This is a genomic window from Paramylibacter ulvae, from assembly GCF_014652655.1.
In the GTDB taxonomy this organism is placed as follows: Bacteria; Pseudomonadota; Alphaproteobacteria; order Rhodobacterales; family Rhodobacteraceae; genus Amylibacter; species Amylibacter ulvae.
Genome location: NZ_BMZF01000001.1, coordinates 905,985 through 923,129, shown reverse-complemented (window position 1 = coordinate 923,129; position 17,145 = coordinate 905,985). Strand labels below are relative to the sequence as shown.

At 50.3% G+C, this 17,145-nt stretch carries 18 protein-coding genes and 1 tRNA gene; 12 read left to right on the top strand and 7 right to left on the bottom strand.

Features of this window, described 5'->3' with window-relative positions; genetic code table 11:
- Nucleotides 1-18 precede the first annotated feature (18 nt).
- Nucleotides 19-690, bottom strand: a complete 672-nt coding sequence (locus tag IE094_RS04585; RefSeq protein ID WP_189639348.1) for a P-loop NTPase family protein — start codon at nucleotides 688-690, stop codon at nucleotides 19-21.
- Nucleotides 683-1,798: an AI-2E family transporter gene (locus tag IE094_RS04580; protein WP_189639347.1), complete on the bottom strand. Its 1,116-nt coding sequence runs from the start codon at nucleotides 1,796-1,798 to the stop codon at nucleotides 683-685. Before IE094_RS04580 ends, IE094_RS04585 begins: the two co-directional genes overlap by 8 nt.
- A gap of 103 nt (nucleotides 1,799-1,901) precedes the next feature.
- On the opposite strand from IE094_RS04580, the gene IE094_RS04575 reads away from it, so the two are divergent.
- The 3 genes from IE094_RS04575 to IE094_RS04565 all read left to right on the top strand — a co-directional run bounded on the left by IE094_RS04575 (nucleotide 1,902) and on the right by IE094_RS04565 (nucleotide 3,152).
- On the top strand, nucleotides 1,902-2,249 hold the full coding sequence (locus IE094_RS04575) for a Lin0512 family protein (protein WP_189639346.1): 348 nt from the start codon (nucleotides 1,902-1,904) through the stop codon (nucleotides 2,247-2,249).
- A complete protein-coding gene (locus IE094_RS04570; protein ID WP_189639345.1) occupies nucleotides 2,246-2,617 on the top strand; it encodes a Lin0512 family protein in 372 nt (123 codons plus the stop codon). The genes IE094_RS04575 and IE094_RS04570 overlap by 4 nt, the downstream gene beginning before the upstream one ends.
- A gap of 283 nt (nucleotides 2,618-2,900) precedes the next feature.
- The gene (locus IE094_RS04565; RefSeq protein WP_189639344.1) at nucleotides 2,901-3,152 is read left to right on the top strand and encodes a hypothetical protein; all 252 of its coding nucleotides are present in this window, start codon (nucleotides 2,901-2,903) and stop codon (nucleotides 3,150-3,152) included.
- Nucleotides 3,153-3,304: 152 nt separating this feature from the next.
- Here IE094_RS04565 and IE094_RS04560 read toward each other — a convergent pair whose 3' ends face one another.
- On the bottom strand, nucleotides 3,305-3,511 hold the full coding sequence (locus tag IE094_RS04560; RefSeq protein ID WP_189639343.1) for a cold-shock protein: 207 nt from the start codon (nucleotides 3,509-3,511) through the stop codon (nucleotides 3,305-3,307).
- Between the two features lie 187 nt (nucleotides 3,512-3,698).
- Nucleotides 3,699-4,460: an NAD kinase gene (locus IE094_RS04555; protein ID WP_189639342.1), complete on the bottom strand. Its 762-nt coding sequence runs from the start codon at nucleotides 4,458-4,460 to the stop codon at nucleotides 3,699-3,701.
- Nucleotides 4,461-4,704: 244 nt separating this feature from the next.
- On the opposite strand from IE094_RS04555, the gene glyA reads away from it, so the two are divergent.
- The 5 genes from glyA to IE094_RS04530 all read left to right on the top strand — a co-directional run bounded on the left by glyA (nucleotide 4,705) and on the right by IE094_RS04530 (nucleotide 9,157).
- Complete coding sequence (gene glyA, locus IE094_RS04550) at nucleotides 4,705-5,991, top strand: serine hydroxymethyltransferase (RefSeq protein WP_189639341.1); 1,287 nt, start codon at nucleotides 4,705-4,707, stop codon at nucleotides 5,989-5,991.
- A gap of 99 nt (nucleotides 5,992-6,090) precedes the next feature.
- Nucleotides 6,091-6,411 carry a hypothetical protein gene (locus IE094_RS04545; RefSeq protein ID WP_189639340.1) on the top strand — a complete coding sequence of 107 codons (321 nt, stop codon included), beginning with the start codon at nucleotides 6,091-6,093 and terminating at the stop codon, nucleotides 6,409-6,411.
- A 72-nt stretch (nucleotides 6,412-6,483) separates the two neighbouring features.
- Complete coding sequence (locus IE094_RS04540) at nucleotides 6,484-7,770, top strand: homoserine dehydrogenase (protein ID WP_189639339.1); 1,287 nt, start codon at nucleotides 6,484-6,486, stop codon at nucleotides 7,768-7,770.
- Between the two features lie 71 nt (nucleotides 7,771-7,841).
- Nucleotides 7,842-8,807: a class II fructose-bisphosphatase gene (gene glpX / locus IE094_RS04535; RefSeq protein ID WP_189639338.1), complete on the top strand. Its 966-nt coding sequence runs from the start codon at nucleotides 7,842-7,844 to the stop codon at nucleotides 8,805-8,807.
- Nucleotides 8,808-8,812: 5 nt separating this feature from the next.
- The gene (locus IE094_RS04530) at nucleotides 8,813-9,157 is read left to right on the top strand and encodes a hypothetical protein (protein WP_189639337.1); all 345 of its coding nucleotides are present in this window, start codon (nucleotides 8,813-8,815) and stop codon (nucleotides 9,155-9,157) included.
- On the opposite strand, the gene IE094_RS04525 is transcribed toward IE094_RS04530, so the two are convergent.
- A complete protein-coding gene (locus IE094_RS04525) occupies nucleotides 9,154-9,837 on the bottom strand; it encodes a Crp/Fnr family transcriptional regulator (RefSeq protein ID WP_189639336.1) in 684 nt (227 codons plus the stop codon). The two genes, IE094_RS04530 and IE094_RS04525, sit on opposite strands and share 4 nt — an antisense overlap.
- A 107-nt stretch (nucleotides 9,838-9,944) precedes the next feature.
- Between IE094_RS04525 and recJ the strand changes: the two genes are divergently transcribed.
- From recJ to IE094_RS04510, 3 genes are all read left to right on the top strand, one after another.
- Nucleotides 9,945-11,708: a single-stranded-DNA-specific exonuclease RecJ gene (recJ, locus tag IE094_RS04520; RefSeq protein WP_189639335.1), complete on the top strand. Its 1,764-nt coding sequence runs from the start codon at nucleotides 9,945-9,947 to the stop codon at nucleotides 11,706-11,708.
- Between the two features lie 74 nt (nucleotides 11,709-11,782).
- Nucleotides 11,783-11,857 (top strand) — tRNA-Glu (locus tag IE094_RS04515).
- 86 nt (nucleotides 11,858-11,943) lie between these two features.
- Nucleotides 11,944-12,876: an alpha/beta hydrolase gene (locus IE094_RS04510; RefSeq protein WP_189639334.1), complete on the top strand. Its 933-nt coding sequence runs from the start codon at nucleotides 11,944-11,946 to the stop codon at nucleotides 12,874-12,876.
- Here the strand turns inward: IE094_RS04510 and IE094_RS04505 are convergent.
- Nucleotides 12,873-14,873, bottom strand: coding sequence for a CocE/NonD family hydrolase (locus IE094_RS04505; RefSeq protein ID WP_189639333.1), 2,001 nt, complete (start codon nucleotides 14,871-14,873; stop codon nucleotides 12,873-12,875). The two genes, IE094_RS04510 and IE094_RS04505, sit on opposite strands and share 4 nt — an antisense overlap.
- A 94-nt stretch (nucleotides 14,874-14,967) precedes the next feature.
- On the opposite strand from IE094_RS04505, the gene IE094_RS04500 reads away from it, so the two are divergent.
- Nucleotides 14,968-15,939 carry a DMT family transporter gene (locus IE094_RS04500; RefSeq protein WP_189639332.1) on the top strand — a complete coding sequence of 324 codons (972 nt, stop codon included), beginning with the start codon at nucleotides 14,968-14,970 and terminating at the stop codon, nucleotides 15,937-15,939.
- Nucleotides 15,940-15,944: 5 nt separating this feature from the next.
- Here the strand turns inward: IE094_RS04500 and IE094_RS04495 are convergent, their stop codons facing one another.
- The gene (locus IE094_RS04495) at nucleotides 15,945-17,117 is read right to left on the bottom strand and encodes a pyridoxal phosphate-dependent aminotransferase (RefSeq protein ID WP_189639331.1); all 1,173 of its coding nucleotides are present in this window, start codon (nucleotides 17,115-17,117) and stop codon (nucleotides 15,945-15,947) included.
- Nucleotides 17,118-17,145: the final 28 nt, after the last annotated feature.

The window sequence follows — 17,145 nt, the reverse complement described above, 5'->3', positions numbered from 1 at the left end:
CAACGGCAATTATGCCATTTAGTCGGTCAAAGAGTCTAGTACGATACGCGCAAGTTTTCGCGAAATCGGTTTTCGTGCTGCAAGCGCGGTTTCATCAAGTTTTGCAACCAACTTCGCCACAAAAGCAAATGATCGCTCCACGCGTGGTATCAAAAAATTCACCACCGCTGGGTCGATTGCAATCTGGCGATCTTCGAATTGTTTTATCATCACTGCCATCAATAACATGTCATCTGGCGCTTCTAACTGAGCACGTCCAATCGCGGCAAGACGGCTGTTCAGATCGGGCAATAACAGTTGCCAATCACGTGGCGTGTCGCGCCCCGTAAGCAAAAGTTTCTTACCCGTATCCAACATTGCGTTGTGTAAGTGGAACAGCGCCTGTTCGCCATCGCTCTGTGCCAGATCGGCGATATCCTCGACACAGACATTTTGCGTGGCGAGTGATGGTATATCTTCGTTGGCCAAATCATCGGCGGCCACGATAATCCCATCTGCATTTTGCGCCCAAATCTGTGCGAGATGGGTTTTTCCCGCACCTTTGGGTCCCAATAAGATTAGCTTGTTGCCTGTCCAACCGTGCCACGCGTCCAATGCGTCAACCGCACTTTGATTGCTGGGTGACACAAAAAAATCTTCGCGTCCCAATGCTTGGCGCACAGGTAAATCTAAAATTAGTTGTTCAGCCATTTGTGTCGGATTCTTTGGTCAGGATAACGTCATCATCTTGGCTATCCACCCGTTTTCCAATTAGACCAGTGTACAAACGCCCATCCAAATATTGGCTAATCCCAAAACGGAAAAACACACCCAAACAGGCTGCAACCGGCACTGCCACCAACATGCCAGTGAACCCCATCAATGTTCCAAATGCAGAGAGTGCAAACATCAACCAAACAGGATGAAGCCCAACGGACCCCCCCACCAGCTTGGGTGTTAAAACATTGCCTTCAACCATTTGCCCCACCACAAAGATGACGGCCACGACGATGATCCATTCAGGTGTCCCCCAGAATTGAAACAAGGCCAGACCAATGGCCAACACGCCACCAATCACCGATCCAACGTATGGGATGAACGTCAACAATCCTGCAACCAACCCAACGATCAGGCCAAATTGCAAACCAACCGCCATGAGCGCGATTGCGTAAAATGTGCCAAGAATGGCACAAACGGTTAATTGCCCACGCACAAACCCTGCCAACACGCCATCAACATCACGCGCCAAACCACGTATTGTTTCCAAATGATCACGGGGTAGCCAACTGTCGACCGTTGCCACCATGCGATCCCAATCAAGCAACATATAAAACGCCACGACGGGTGCCACCACGATGAATATCAACGCATCAACGATGCTAAATGCCGATGCCAGTATTGCACTGGCAAATTCCCCTGCGCGCCCCTTGAACCCTTCTACAAAGCTTTCGATACCTTGACGAACAGCGGAATTTTCATCCATCAGGGATGGGAATTTTCCAGCTAAAAACGTTTGCAACTGTTGGATATATTCTGGTGCAGCGGTGGCAAGTGCGGCTGTCTGTTGAACCAATTGCGGGATCAAAATAATAACAAGCAATGTACATACAAACAGCGCAACCACCGTAATCGTTACCGTTGCCCATATGCGTGAAAATCCCATGGCCTCTAATCGATCGGCGGTTGGATCAAGAAAATAGGCAATCGCCATACCTGTGATAAACGGCAATAATATCCCGCCCAAAAGCCAGAGCAAAAACACCGTGACGGCCATGCCGATGCCCCAATATTTTGCCTGTTGTGAAACGCTTAACGCCATTTTTCATTCCCTTCGCTTCCCCCTTATTCACAAAGCGAAGTTCAGATTGCAAGCATCAGTTATTATTACTACTGATATGGACAGGTAATTTGGGGATATCAAGATGGCGAAAAAACGGGTTGCTGTTGAATTTGGTATGGGCACATCATTGCGCCGCATGGATTATACGAAAGCCGCGTGTCGTGCGTTGCGTGATGCGCTGTGGCATAATTCATTGACCATGGCCGATGCATTTGGATTTGATAAATCGGCAATGCTGGTAGAAGTGGAAATCGCGGTGCAACAGCCAGATCAGGTCGATATTGGCGAACTTGAAAAAATCCTCCCTTATGGTCAGCCCAGTTTTCGTGTGGTGCGCGGCGGATTAGACATCGCAAAACCCAATGGCGATCATACGGTGATCGCTAATGCCGCGGTGATTGTGTCTTTTGATATGGAGCCAGCGCAATGAAACGTTTGATTTTGGAAATGGGTATGGGTGCGGATTTATATGGTCTTGATTATACCAAGGCCGCCAATCGCGCAGTACAAGATGCGCTGCGTCATTCATCATTGATCTTATTTCGTAGCCTAGATCTGGATACCGATAAAATGGAAGTACGCGTCACCATCGGTGTGCAAGACCCAGATAAGGTCGATACAGATGCTGTTGCCGCCACACTGCCTCGTGGTCAGGCATCCGTTCACGCCGAATTGGGTGGCCAAAACGTAATTGATTCTGAAAATGGCACCGAACACGCCATCGCAATTGCCGCGATAGAGGCATATTACCCCATCATTCCCGATGAATGGCGGTTAAGTACCCCACAACAAGATTAAAACGAATCCCCCTATTTCTGCGCAAAGACTCGCCTCCGTTAGCTGGCGCGTTTTTTGCGCGGAAATTTGCGAAAACTCACTAACGCTACCAGCGGTTTATTGCAGAATTTCACGGCATCACAGCGGCGTGATTTTTTTTGCATTTTTTCGCCGATAAGAACCAACAGAAAAGGCAAATTAGCGCTTAGTTTTCAATACCTTGCTTTGAACGATTGAGAATGTTCAAAACTGTTCGTACCTATTGTTTACGGCACACAAGCCGTTTAACCATTAGGAGAATAAAATGATGAAAACGACACTTATCACAGCCGCAGTTATCACCAGCTTTGCTGGCGCTTCTTTCGCACAAGACACATTGGCGTGCGACGAAGAAACAATCGCAGCGGTTGCGGCAGCAGTCGAAGCATCACCAGAAGCCACGAAAGAGGCTGCCATGTCTGAATTGACAATGGCCAAGGAAAAAATGGCTGAAAATGATGCGGAAACATGTGCATTGCACCTGACAAATGCATCTTCATTGTCAACACAACAATAAGAATACAAAACCGCCAGCCATCCCCCTTACGCTGGCCGACCCCTCGCATTTTGCGGGGGGTTTTTTTGGGTATCGTATGATCGGGCATAAAAAAACGGTGGCTTGGATCACCAAACCACCGTTCAAATCAAATCGATAAATCGAAGCTTATATTATAAAGCTTCCAGATTGATCGCAGATTGTTTGCCGTTACGACCATCTTCCAGCTCGTAAGTAACTTTCTGATCGTCATTCAAACCTTGCAAACCAGCCGCTTGTACCGCTGTGATGTGTACGAACACGTCGTTTCCACCATCATCAGGTGCGATAAAGCCGTAGCCTTTAGTTGCGTTAAACCATTTTACTGTGCCGTTAGCCATCAGTATTCTCCTAAAAATATCGCCATCCGCATTATGCGATGACTGTGGTGCAGTGCGATCTCAAGAAACAAACCGTCTGCGTAGGCTTTCGGAGAATTTTTGTGAAAGAGTACTTCACAATCGCTATCTAGGCTTGCGCCATACAAAATGCAAGGTTTCTTTGATATTCCCTTAAAAATAGGCGATGTTAGGCGAATTGTTCGCGGATCAGACGTTCTTCTAATCCATGACCTGGATCGAACAGAATGCGATGTTCCAAGTCTGGGGCACTTATGATTTCAACGGCGAGCACATCGCGGGCTTCGGCGCTATCGGCGGCGGCGGTGACTGGGCGCTTTTCGGGTTCCAAAACATCAAACCGCACCTTTACTCCCATCGGTAACAATGCACCGCGCCAACGGCGTGGACGAAACGCAGACATTGCCGTTAATGCCAAAATTTCAGCACCAATTGGCAAGATCGGACCATGCGCCGAATAGTTATATGCGGTTGATCCCGCAGGTGTCGCCAATAATGCGCCATCACAAACCAATTCGGACAATCGCACCTTATCATCGACGGAAATTTTCAATTTGGCCGCCTGTGGTCCTGCGCGTAACAGGGATACTTCGTTGATTGCTAATGCTTTTTGTTTGCTGCCATCGGCGCAAAATGCGGTCATTGCCAGTGGGTGGATCACCGCCATTTCGGCATCTTTGATCCGCTGTTCCAGATTATCCTCGGCATATTCATTCATCAAAAACCCAACAGACCCACGATTCAATCCAAAAACAGGTGTCGACAGATGTTGTGTGCTATGCAGCGTTTCCAACATGAACCCATCTCCGCCCAACGCAATAATCGCATCGGCATTTTCGGCGGGCGCATTTCCATATCTGTCAATCATTATCGCCAACGATTTTTGCGCCACTTGCGCGCGGCTGGCGACAAAATTCAATTTCAATGCCATATGCAATTCACCTTTTCACTTTGTGTTCTTGTACCATGCGATGTTCGCATCGGAAACACCATGCGCCTATCAGCGCGCAATAATATTGTTTATGAGTTTTTTTCACGCGCTTGGCTATTTCAATAAAGCCAGAGTTTAGCTATTTCACCGCCTTAACGGGGATACATGTCGCATTTATGCTTTGACTGGCCCGATGTTTCCGATAGGAAACTTTTGACAATGCTCGGCCAACAGGAGACGCGCCATGACAAAAGACAACGGATTTTTCACCCAAGATATCGCTGATCGCGATGCAGAATTATTTGCTTCGATTACGGCAGAGCTGGGCCGTCAACGAGATGAGATCGAATTGATCGCATCCGAAAACATCGTATCCAAGGCCGTGATGCAGGCACAGGGTTCGGTTTTAACCAATAAATATGCCGAAGGTTACCCAGGGCGTCGTTATTATGGCGGCTGCCAACATGTGGATGTTGCAGAAAACCTTGCCATTGATCGCGCCAAGCAATTGTTCGGCTGTGACTTTGCCAATGTGCAACCCAATTCAGGATCACAAGCAAACCAAGGCGTGTTTCAGGCGCTGTTGCAACCGGGTGATACGATCCTTGGGATGTCATTGGATGCAGGTGGTCACCTAACGCACGGTGCAAAACCAAACCAATCTGGTAAATGGTTCAACGCCGTTCAATATGGTGTGCGCAAACAAGACAGCCTGTTGGATTATGACCAAGTCCAAGAATTGGCAAATGAGCACAAACCAAAAATGATTATCGCGGGTGGTTCTGCGATCCCCCGCCAAGTGGATTTTGCCAAAATGCGCGAAATTGCCGACAGCGTTGGTGCATATTTGTTTGTCGACATGGCACATTTTGCAGGTTTGGTCGCGGCGGGCGAACACCCATCACCATTCCCATACGCGGATGTTGCAACCACAACCACACATAAAACATTGCGCGGCCCGCGTGGTGGTATGATCCTAACCAACAATCCTGATATCGCGAAAAAGGTAAACTCTGCCATTTTCCCAGGGATCCAAGGTGGCCCGTTGATGCATGTCATCGCGGCCAAGGCAGTGGCCTTTGGCGAAGCGTTACAACCAGAATTCAAAACCTATCAAAAACAAGTACGCGCGAATGCTGTGGCATTGGCCGATCAGTTGATGAAGGGTGGTTTGGACATTGTATCAGGCGGTACAGACACGCATTTGATGCTGGTCGATTTGCGCCCCAAAGGTGTGAAGGGCAACGCAACAGAGGCCGCGTTGGGCCGTGCACATATTACCTGTAACAAAAACGGAATTCCGTTTGATCCAGAAAAACCAATGGTGACATCTGGTGTGCGTTTGGGAACACCTGCGGGCACAACACGTGGGTTTGGCGAAGAAGAATTTCGCGCAATCGGTGATATGATCATCGAAGTCGTCGATGGTTTGGCCGCCAATGGCGAAGACGGTAACGCCGCCGTTGAAAAATCGGTCAAGGCCAAGGTCGAAGCGCTCTGCGCGAAATTCCCAATCTATACTGACCTTTAATCGGTCAATCGACGCCGATATAAAACTCCAAGATCAGCGCCCTTGTGACACGGCCCGCTGATCTTTACATTACCGTATATAATTGCGGGATATAAGCAGATGAATTTCCAAACTGGAACATTGATAATTGTAATGGGCGCCCTGTCTGCCTGTTCGATCAAAAACCATGTGCCCGACTTGGAATATTTACCTCAAAGCGATGTGCAAAACCATACTTGGCCCGAATTGGTCCCCACGGATGAGCTCGCCAATAAGGCCGTTCCAATTGATCCTGCAAGTATAGAGGCGTTGAACACAGTTGCCGCACGCGCCAATGGGTTACGCCAACGCGCGGCGGGTTTACGCACCGCACCGATCACATCTGCACGGGTTGCGAATTTGCGCGCACGCGCGGCGGCACTGATTGCTGCTGAATTTTAGCCGAATCTTCATTGCCCCAATCGCTCCTTTCCGATAACAGACAGGGGAATTTATTGAACGGAGCAATCGCATATGTCTCACCCTTTGCGTCTTGGTATCGCGGGTCTTGGCACCGTAGGTGTCGGTGTCATCAAAATCGTAATGCAACATGGGGATTTGTTGCGCGCACGTTCTGGGCGCGACATGACGATCACGGCTGTTTCTGCACGTTCCAAATCCAAAGATCGCGGTGTGGATTTATCAAGCTTTGCTTGGGAAGATGATCCCGTTGCATTGGCCACACGCGATGACGTGGATGTTTACGTTGAATTGATGGGCGGCGAAGACGGCCCCGCATTGGCATCAGTAAAGGCCGCGCTCAACGCAGGTAAACATGTCGTAACCGCGAACAAGGCGATGTTGGCCATCCACGGTCAAGAATTGGCCGAACTGGCCGAATCCAAAGGTGTGAACCTGCGATTTGAAGCCGCTGTCGCCGGTGGTATTCCAATCATCAAATCCCTGACCGAAAGCCTTGCAGGCAACAAAATCACCCGCGTGATGGGCGTGATGAACGGCACCTGTAACTATATCCTCACACGTATGGAAACCGCAGGTTTGCCGTATGATGAAGTGTTTGAAGAGGCAAACCAACTTGGCTATCTCGAAGCGGATCCAAATTTGGATGTGGGTGGTATTGATGCGGCACATAAATTGGTGCTGTTGTCATCCATCGCTTATGGCACACAAGTGGATTTTGCATCGGCGCAATTGCAAGGTATCCAACGCATTTCGATCGTGGATATCAAACACGCTGCTGAAATGGGCTATCGCATTAAATTGCTTGGCGTATCACAAATGACAGATGCGGGTTTAATGCAAACCATGCGCCCGTGTTTGGTTCCCGCCCTATCCCCGCTGGGCCTGTTGGAAGGCGGCACAAATATGGTGATTGTTGAAGGCGACAGCGTTGGCCAAGTGGTTCTGCGCGGCGCGGGTGCTGGCGAAGGGCCAACCGCAAGTGCAGTGTTTGGCGATGTGATGGATATCGCGCGCGGGATCAATATCCCTGTGTTTGGCATCCCTGCTTTACAGCTCGCAAAATCAACGCCAGCGGATTCATCTGGCGAAAGCGCATATTACATGCGCCTCAACCTGAAAGACCAGCCAGGCGCCATGGCCAGCGCATCCAGCGCATTGGCCGATGCGGGCATTTCCATTGATAAAATGACCCAGCACAGCAGCGACGACAATGTTGCCCGCGTGTTGATCGTTACCCATCCAACAACAGGTGAAACCGCATCGAATGCAGCACAAGCAATCGAAAACACAGGTGTTTTGGAATTGCCCCCTGTCGTGCTAAAAATCGAAACAGTTTAAATAAATTTTACAATTGATGCATAATACCGCCCGCAAATCACTTGTTGGCGCGCAAAGAATAGGACAATACAATGGCTGATAAACAAGTATTCCAAGATCGCATGTTATCACTTGGGCTGGCACGCGTATCAGAGGCCGCCGCAATCGCATCCGCAAAATGGATTGGGCGCGGCGATGAAAAAGCAGCGGATCAAGCCGCGGTCAACGCCATGCGTGAACAGCTAAACTTGTTGGATATCAAAGGCGTTGTTGTCATCGGCGAAGGCGAACGCGACGAAGCACCAATGTTATACATCGGTGAAGAGGTCGGATCGGGCGATGGTCCAGGTGTGGATATCGCGCTGGACCCACTGGAAGGCACCACATTAACCGCCAAAGACATGCCAAACGCATTGACCGTGATCGCCATGGCACCGCGAGGCACAATGTTGCATGCACCCGATGTTTATATGGATAAACTCGCGATTGGCCCGGGTTACCCCGTCGATACAGTAACCATGGATATGTCGCCCAAAGAACGTGTTGAAGCATTGGCCAAAGCCAAAGGTTGCAGCACGGAACAAATTACCGTTTGCGTTTTGGAACGTCCCCGCCACGAAGATATGATCGCAGAATTGCGCGGTACTGGTTGCGCTCTTCGCCTTATCACCGATGGTGATGTGGCGGGTGTGATGCACACCGCAGAGGCAGAAAAAACTGGCATTGATATGTATATGGGTTCTGGTGGCGCACCAGAGGGGGTTTTGGGTGCCGCCGCATTGAAATGTATGGGCGGGCAAATGTATGGCCGTCTGACATTTCGCAATGATGACGAACGTGGCCGCGCCAGCAAGGCAGGCATCACCGATTTCGATAAAATCTACACACGTGATGAACTCGTCACCGATGATGTGATTTTTGCAGCAACAGGTGTAACCGATGGTTCGATTGTATCAGGTGCGCGCCGCGATGGTGATTTCATGGAAACCGAAACTATTTTGATGCGCTCACGAACTGGTTCCGTGCGCCGCATTCAATACCGTCAAAACAACAACTGATCACGATGGTACGCCGCGTCGGATTCAGCGAACCAGATACCGAAGCCAAGAAAAAACGCGGCGTTTATAGAAATGCCGCAAACGACGCCGTCGAAACCAACAGCAACGAAATTGAATCTGGAACCCCGCCTGGGCGCTTGTTTAGCATTATTTTCCTCTGCCTCTGGTTAACCGGTTGGTCCGCCGCAATTTTCTTTGTTTTTGACACAATAATTAATGGTAATGGCGGCGCATTTTTATATGTCTGGCTTATTCTTGCATTGATTGGTTGGTGCGTGGCGGTTTTAAAGCTTTTCACATTGGTCTTTGGCAAACATGAGGGCGCGAACGCAAGCAGTGACGATCGCTAAGTCGCGAATTTAACCGTATCCGCCATCGGTTGTGATCGCTCCACCTTGCGCGCCAAATCGGTACTGAACAACGCAATCAACGCGTTATTCAGCGGCGCAGAACGGCGCATCATTTTGCGCAGGTCTGACACCTGCCAATATACAAAAACCGCACCTGTTTGCGCCGTAACGCTGGCCGATGCCGCCGATTGATTTAAAAACCCGACTTCACCAATAAAACTGTTTAATGGAACGTTATATTCAACACCGCCTTTGTACATCACTGCCTTGCCCGCGACCAACAGGTATAATCGTTCATTCAAATGCCCCGTTTCACACAGAACTGTTTGTCCGCTGGCCGTGGTTGTTTCGCTATCGCGCATTACTTTGCGAAATTGACCGGGCGTAAGCGTTGGGAAACATTGGTAAATCACACTTTGATCCGAGTTCATTGCAAATGTTGTGCGTTCCAAAATCAAGGTGCAGATCATCGCAAAATTAATCAACGCCATGGTGCCAGATGCAAAAATCGCATCCCAAAGTGGCGTATCGTTGATGTTAAAATAATACAGAATATAAAATGCGGATCCGATCAAAACCAAACCCCGCAAAATCAATTGGTCCCGCGCCAAAAAACCCAGCGAAAAAAACAATAGAGCGAAATGAACTAAGATCGCTGCCGAAAAAATGTAATCAACCATTGCATTCACTCCCTGAATCGCTCCGACAGTAGCGTGAAAAACCATGTTAATCGGTGTATTATATCACTGTTTCGCATGCTAAGTTTACGCAAATGAAAAGGCCACACATGACCCAAAAGCCCGATGACACTGCATTTCTTGGCGTAGCGCAATCCGCAACGGGGCGACGCTGGTGTGGGTTGTCTGTCGAAACAGATCGCCAATCACAATTGATCGCGCAACAAACAGGATTGCCCAATGCGGTGGCACGTACATTGGCGCGGTTGGGCGTGAACGAACAAGACGCAGTCAGTTATCTTTCTCCAAGTTTGCGTGAATTGATGCCCGATCCGTCGAAACTTCGCGATATGGAAACGGCGGCTGCGCGGATCAACGAAAGCGTTGTGAACAAACAGCGTATTGCGATTTTTGCTGATTACGATGTGGATGGCGCCACATCCGCCGCACTATTATTCAACTGGTTCGCCGATCTTGGAATATCGGCGACAATATATGTCCCCGATCGTATCGACGAGGGGTATGGCCCAAATGACGCCGCGATGATGGAACTCGCCGCCAATCATGATCTGATCATTTGTGTCGATTGTGGCACATTATCCCACGGCCCGATTGCGGCGGTAGCGGGAACGGATGTGATCGTGCTTGATCACCATTTGGGTGGTGAAACCTTGCCCGCTGCATATGCGGTGGTGAACCCCAATCGCCAAGATGAATCAGGTGATTTGGGATATCTTTGTGCCGCGGGTGTGGTGTTTTTAACCTTGGCCGCGATCAACCGCATTCGCCGCGGCGTGGGCGCACCCTGCCCTGATTTGATGCGATTGTTGGATCTGGCGGCACTTGGCACGGTTGCCGATGTCGCACCGCTGATTGGGTTCAACCGCGCATTGGTGCGCCAAGGTTTGAAAATCATGGCCAAACGCGAACGGGTTGGTCTGGCAAAACTGGGCGACATTGCGGGGCTTAAATCCGCGCCGACGTCATATCATCTCGGCTTTATGTTGGGGCCGCGTATCAATGCAGGTGGGCGTATTGGCAAGGCGGATTTGGGGGCACGATTGTTAACCACCAATGACCCGCACGAAGCAGAGGCAATCGCAGATCGGCTCCACCAGTTAAACGATGAACGCCGCGAGATAGAGGCCGAAGTCCAGCTCAAGGCAATGGCCCAAGCAGAGGATCGCGGGCTTGATGCCCCCCTTGTCTGGGCCGCTGGCGAAGGCTGGCATCCAGGCGTTGTTGGCATCGTCGCATCGCGATTAAAAGAATCGACTAACCGCCCCAGCGTTGTCATCGGTCTGGATGGTGACGAAGGCAAGGGTTCGGGGCGATCCGTCAGCGGCATCGATCTGGGTGCCGCCATTGCCACCTGTGCCCGCGAAGGTGTGTTGATCAAGGGCGGCGGTCATAAAATGGCGGCAGGACTTTCTGTTGCGCGCGATCAATTGGATGCGGCGATGGCCCGCCTATCTGCATTATTGGAAAAACAAGGTGCGGGTAATATTGGCCCGCGTGACTTGCATCTGGATGGTGTAATTGCGCCCAGCGCCATAACACCCGAATTAATTGAACAGTTGGAAACCTGCGGCCCATTTGGCGCGGGCGCACCTGCCCCGCGATTTGCGCTTCCATCTGTTTCGATCAAGTTTGCAAAACGTGCGGGTCAGAATCATTTACGCCTGACATTGGGTGATGAAAACGGCGGGCGCATTGATGCGATTGCGTTTGGTGCATATGATTCTGAACTTGGCCCATTGTTGGACGATCATCGCGGGCACAAATTCCATTGTGCAGGCCGATTAGAGATCGACGATTGGGGTGGACGACGCCGTGCCAAGCTCAGATTAGACGATGCGGCCCTAATCAAATAAAAACATTTCAATAATGTGAAAAAAGCCCTTGCAAGGGATGCGGGCTTTCCCTAAATACGCCCTCACGAACAAGCGGTCCCTTCGTCTATCGGTTAGGACGCCAGGTTTTCAACCTGGAAAGAGGGGTTCGATTCCCCTAGGGACTGCCAGTTCGTCGATCCACCCAAAATCATTGCCAATTGCAAATGTGTTTTCATATCGGCTAGGCTTGTGGCATTCCCACAAGGTGGCCGCGATGGATTACAAAACCAAGATTGATGAACAAACTTGGGCATTTATACATAAAACTGCACAATTTCATCCCCCCGAAACCGCCAGTTTTCCGATTGAGGAACAGCGGCGCATCTATGATGACATGTGCAAATCATTTCACGCGGGTCATCCCGATGGTTTGGGCGTTGAAACCACATCGATGAATGGTGTGCCTGTGCGCATTTATGCACCGTCTGATTCCGCAATGCTGGAATCGGGTGTCACCATTGTTTACATCCACGGTGGTGGATTCGTTGTGGGAGGATTGGACAGCCACGATGACATTTGCGCTGAAATTTCGGCGCGCACAAAACGCCGCGTCGTTGCGATTGATTATCGCCTTACCCCCGAACACAAACACCCCGCCGCGTTTGATGATGTGATCACGGCCATCAACAGCATCGCCGCACGATATCAAACGCCTCTGCTGTTGGTGGGCGACAGCGCAGGTGGAAATCTGGTGGCGGCGGCAAGTGGCGCGCTTCGTGGTGATGACATCGCGATCATCGGACAGGTATTAGTATATCCAGCATTTGGTGGAGATATGACCAAAGGATCCTATATCACCCATGCCAATGCACCGATGCTGTCATTAAAAGATGTGGAATTTTATCACACCATCCGTGGCACACCGCCCAAAGAAGATCCGACATTCGCGCCGTTGGGCGGCACCGATTTTACTGCGCTTCCACCCAGTGTAATTTTCAGCGCCGAATGTGATCCCCTGTGTGATGATGGCCGCGATTATCGAGATGCAATGCTGCGCGATGGCGGCAAGGCATATTGGATTTGCGAGACTGGATTGGTTCACGGGTATTTGCGCGCGCGTAACAGCGTTGATCGTGTGCGTGACAGTTTTGATCGCATCATTCACGCGATCAGCAGTTTATCAAATCACGTTTGGCCCTATAGCTAAACCAAATCGCGTTTTACCTTATCGCCAAATTTTCGTTCAAAAAATAACGTATTATTATCCCATGCGCTCAGCGTTGCGGTAAAGTAAAAATACTGCGCATCACAAGACATTTTCGCATCCACAAACGTACGCCACATCGCACCGTCGCGCCCGCCTGTTTGTTCCCACTGCGTTTCAACCTTGGCCGATAATGGATCTTCGGGATGTACTCGCCAATCTTCGCGCATCCATCCCCCCGATATTAACCCATGTTCCAAATCACGGTTTTCGCCAAAATCGCAGAAAATTTTAGTGCTGGTTTCACCCGTGTTTTCATCCGTTTGTAAATCGCGTGTATACTCGCTAGGGCGTAAATTTTCTGTACGCCATTCGGCCGCGCCTTCTGGCTCTTCGAATTCCCATTCAGCACCAGTTGTCGTTTTACGAATAGGCAACGATATTTCGCCAGCATAAACGGTAATTTCCGTGTCCGTGGCTGCGGGCCACATCATTGGGAAATACGACGTTGATATCGCCACCCGCAACCGATGCCCCGCGGGCAGGCGATAGGCGATGTGATCAAGATCAAAAGCCACATCAAACGCTTGCCCGGCCACCAATGGTTTGGGGGTGGCGTGATCATTCGCATGGGTCAGGTTTAAAACACCGTATGTGATTAACGCCGACGTCCCGTCGGGGAAAAGATCGGTCAGGCGTACCGCGATTTTCCCCTCGTCCCGATCGGCAGACAAGGTTAATCGAATATTTGGCGCACCAACAATGTCCATGTCTGACACGCTGACCGCGCCATCAAAACAAAGCGATTTGGCGTCGTCGCCGTTTTGCGCATCAGGTAATTCATCACCAAAGGCAAAAGGAAAATATTCACCCGCACCCGCACCACAATCGGCGGGCGATTGAATGCACACATTGGGCGCACCGTCTCCACCCAATAATCCGCCCGCTCCAAGCGTCAATGACACATCCGATATATCGCGGCTTGGCCATTTTTGCTCTGCAATCCAACGCCCTGCGCGCTCACCGAGCCAGCGATTGGGCGCAACCGAATCCATCAGATAGGCGCGGTAATCTGGGTCATCCGCCACACCTGTATCAATACCCTTCAGCCAGTGATCAAACCAACGCTTTGCCTCTTGCAAAAAACCAATCGCGGGGGCTGGTCCGGCATAGTGGGGGTATTTATGATTCCACGGGCCAACGATGGCCTTGCACGGCGATGACAGGTTTTCAACCAAATGGGACGGCGTATTGCGATACCCATCATGCCAGCCACCAATCGCCAAAACAGCAGCCTTGATCGCGCTGTAATCTTCGCAAACCGACCCATGTTGCCAATATTCATTACGGTGTTGATGGCGCAGCCATGTTGAAAGGCTAAAGTCCAAGTTATCCAAACGATGCCGCCACATTTCACGCCAACGTTCCCCAACCAAGGCGGGATCAGGTGGGCGCGATGAATAAGACAGCATATTACAAGACCATCCGAAATTTTCGCCCAATAGACATCCACCCTTGTAATGGATATCGTCGGCGTATCGATCAGTTGTGGAACAAATAGTTATCACAGCCTTTAACGGTTTGGGCGCAAGGGCGGCCACCTGAAGCCCGTTAAAACCACCCCACGAAATCCCCATCATGCCAACATTACCGTTGCACCATTCCTGATCTGCGGCCCAGTTGATCACTGCAACCGCATCAGCCAATTCTTGGGGGGTGTATTCATCGTCCATCAACCCGTCGCTGTCACCATTGCCCCGCATGTCGGTACGAATGCAAACATAGCCATGCCCTGCGAGCCACGGATGCGTATATTGATCGCGAACAATTGTGCCATCACGTTTGCGATACGGCAGATGTTCCAAAATTACAGGGGCAGCTTGTAATGGCGCATCAACGGGCATCCAAACCCGCGCAGACAATCGCGTACCATCAGGCATTTCAATCCCCATATCGGGATATTCAACAACCGCATGGGGGAAATCTGTGACTGTTTTCATTGCGCACCTCTTTGGTTCAGGCTGCGCCGATTTAATTCACATGTCTAGGTCGAAATTTCTGGCACAGTGATGATTTCTTTGAAACAGTCCCCCAATGAATCGCTTGTTTTCCAATCCTATTGCGCTGGGAATAACCTGTGCGCTGATCGCTGCTTTTTTCTTTACGCTCAATGATGTGGGGATCAAGTTTTTAAGCGGTGATTATCCGTTGCACGAGGTGGTGTTGATCCGTGCCGTGGTGGCATTATCAATCACGCTTGCAATTTTCATGCCACTTGAAGGTGGCTATCGTAATATGCGGACCAAACGGCTTGGGATGCATATGGTGCGCGGCGTGTTTGTAGTGATGGCAAACCTTTTGTTTTTTCTTGGCCTTGCGTCCATTCCATTATCCGAGGCGACAGCGATATTTTTCATATCACCCGTCATAATCACTGTATTTTCTGTCATATTCTTGGGTGAAACAGTGGGTAAATGGCGATGGTTTGCGGTTGGGGCGGGGTTGCTGGGCGCGATCATCATGTTGCGCCCCAATCCCGCGAGTTTCCAAATCGCATCATTATTGCCAATGTTCGCTGCCGTTTGTTATGCAACCCTACATATCCTATCGCGCAAAATGGGCGGAACGGAAAGCGCATCAACATTGTCGTTTTACATCCAGCTGACTTTCGTATTGGTCAGTGGTGCGATGGGGCTCACATTTCATGAAGGCACCGCCGCAAACAGCGATAACGTCACCGTTCAATTTTTGCTACGCGCATGGGTAATGCCAACACCGTTTGATTTTACAGTCATGGCAGGGGTCGGAGTTGCCAGCGCCGTCGGTGGATATTTTATCAGCCAAGCTTACCGCACCAGCGAGGCCGCATTGGTCGCACCGTTTGAATATGTCGGCCTGTTGCTCGCGATCATCTGGGGCATCACGATTTTCGGGGAATGGCCCGATCTGATCGCATGGTTTGGCATGGCACTGATTTTATCCAGCGGGTTATTGATGTTATGGCGTGAAAGCGTTCAGAAAAAACGCGAACGAACACGCGACAAGGGATTACATCGGTTGCAATGACAGATTCAGCGCAAACTCTTTAACAATCCAATCAGCCCATCAATAACACGCTCCATATCCTGATCGCACAGCGTTAACCCCACGCGAATAAACCCTGCCCCTTGCTCACCAAACGCTTCGCCAGGCATGACGGCGACATTGTGGTTGTCCAATAATCGCCTTGCGAATTCTTCACCGTTTAACCCCGTTGGGCGAATATCAACCATTGCAAACATACCCGCATCGGGCATCGCCACCGCCGCGTTTTTGGCACCTTGCAATCCCGCCACCAACATCTGTGCACGGTGCATATAGTTTTTGCGCATGGTTTCGGCCGTTGGGTTTGGTTCCACCAGCGCCGTTGCGGTAGCATCTGCAATAAACGGTTGATTGCCAAACAGTATCGTTTCTGAAATTGGCAGCACGTTTTTGATAAATTCAGCAGGTGCCACAATCCAACCGCTGCGCACACCAGGGGCGGCATAGGATTTTGACACAGATGAAACAACAATGGTGCGTTCCAACAGGTCATCAAATTCTATCGGCGATGAAAATTCTCCGCTAAACACCAAATCCTCATAAACCTCGTCTGAAATAATCCACAGATCGTGGTTCTTTGCCACGTCGCCAATCGCGCGAATATAATCGCGGGTTAAAACTGCCCCTGTTGGATTATGCGGCGTGGTCAATAATATCGCGCGGGTTCGATCCGTTATCCGCTTTTCAATCTCTGCGGCCTCTATTCGAAAACCATTTTCGAGCGACAACGGCACCGGCACCAATTCACCACCCTGCGCGGCGACCAGTCCATCGTATGTTGCATAATACGGATCGCCCACCAAAACCTGACCACCATGATCAATCAATCCTGCTAGCACAATATACAGTGCCGTTTGTGTCCCGGGCACACACATTACATTTTGGGGCGTGATTGTCTGACCGCGACGCTCGGAATATCGATTCGCGATTGCCGCCAACAAATTCGCCTCGCCCTGACCGTTAGAATAGGCGGTGCGCCCCGCCGTCAACGATTGAATGATACCATTCGCCAGCACCGGGCTTGCGGGTATTTCTGGTTCACCAATCGATGCTATCACCACATTTTTCCCTGCTGCCTTCATTTCCTTGGCACGCAGATGAACCGCCCATTTGTCCGAACCAAGATTTGCCAATCGCGCCGATTTATTGCTGTAACGCATGATTCTCCTTTGCGCAGAATTGAAAATT